Below are 1573 nucleotides of genomic sequence, written 5' to 3' on the forward strand. Positions count from 1 at the left end.
GGCAGCAGGTGCTCGACGCGGCCGGCGAGTTCGGCCTCGGCGCGCTCGCCGGCTCCGCCCCGCACGTCGGGGTGGTCGGCTACCTCACCGGCGGCGGCCTGTCGCCGGTCGCCCGGACCTTCGGCTACGGAAGCGATCGTGTGACCGCCTTCGACGTCGTCACCGGCGACGGCGAGCCGCGCCGCGTCACGCCCACCGAGAACCCGGCGCTGTTCTGGGGGCTGCGGGGCGGCAAGGGCGCGCTGGGGATCGTCACCGCGGTCGAGTTCGAGCTGATCGAGCTCGACACGATCTACGGCGGCTGCCTGTACTTCGACGGTGCCGCGGCGGACCGCCTGCTGTCGGCCTGGAAGACCTGGTCGACCGGGCTGGCGGAGCAGGCATCGACGTCACTGGCGATCCTGCGGCTGCCGCCGCTGCCCAGCGTGCCGCCGCCGCTGGCCGGGCGATGCACCGTCGCGGTGCGCTTCGCCTGGGTCGGCGATCCGGCCGAGGGGGAGCGGGTCGCCGCGCCCCTGCGCGACCTGGCGCCGGTGATCTTTGGTGGGCTGGGGGAGCTGCCCTTCCCCGCCCTCGGCATGATCCACGCCGACCCGGTCGACCCGATGCCGGTCCACGAGCGGGCGGTGCTGCTGCGGGAGCTGCCGGACACGGCCGTCACGACTCTGCTGCGGTTCGCCGGACCGGACGCGTCCAGCCCGCAGGTCATCGTCGAACTGCGGCTGCTCGGCGGCGCGCTCGCCCGCGAACCCCAGCACCCGAGCGCCGTCTGTCACCGGGACGCCGCGTACTCGCTGCTGACGATCGGGTTGGCCGCGCCGCCGGTGGTCGAATCCACTGCGGCCGACGCCGCGGCGCTGCTGGCGGCGATGGAGCCCTGGTCGGGCGGGCTGTCGACGCCGAACTTCGGCGTCAGCGCCGACCCGGTGATCGTCGCTGGCAAGTACGACCCGGCGACGCTCGCCCGGCTCGCGACGCTCACCGCGAGCTATGACCCGAACGCCCGGATGGCCGCCGCTCGGCCGATCCGGGCGGCCGCCGGCCTCGTCCAGTCCTGAACGGCGAACGGGCAGGTCACGGGCATGATCATGGACGTGGTGGCCGGCGGCGTCGCGGCGGCGCCGGCCACCACCGAACCGTTCTGGGACCAGCCGCGCGGCGGCATGATGAAACGCATGTCCCTCTACCGGCTGTTCGGGCCGATCGAGGTCCGCCGGGACGGCCAGCCCGTGCCGCTCGGTGGGCCGAAGCAGCGCGCGGTGCTCGCCGTGCTGCTGCTGGCTGCCCCCCGGGTGGTCTCCATCGACCGGCTGGCCGACGCGACCTGGGGTGACGAGCATCCGCCGAGCATGCTGTCCAGCCTGCACGCCCACATCTCCAACCTGCGCCGGCTGCTGCGCGACGACGCGAACGCCACCTCGCCGATCGTGCGGCGCAACCCCGGCTACCTCGCCGACGTGCCGGCCGCCGACATCGATCTTCGGTTGTTCGAGCGGGACTGCGAGCAGGCCCAGTCGGCCGCCGACGCCGGGGACTGGCGCCGGGCGGTGCAGGCCGCCGACCGCGCCGCGGC

2 protein-coding genes are annotated in these 1573 nt (G+C 74.8%); both read left to right on the forward strand.

Annotated elements, in window-relative coordinates:
- On the forward strand, nucleotides 1–1058 hold a 1058-nt coding region (locus tag MXD58_RS27240), incomplete at its 5' end, for an FAD-binding oxidoreductase (protein WP_250610796.1).
- A 108-nt stretch (nucleotides 1059–1166) separates the two neighbouring features.
- Nucleotides 1167–1573 (forward strand): AfsR/SARP family transcriptional regulator (locus MXD58_RS27245; RefSeq protein WP_250610819.1); only part of this gene is annotated, 407 nt, incomplete at its 3' end.

It is taken from the genome of Frankia sp. AgKG'84/4 (assembly GCF_023242965.2).
Classification (GTDB): Bacteria; Actinomycetota; Actinomycetes; order Frankiales; family Frankiaceae; genus Frankia.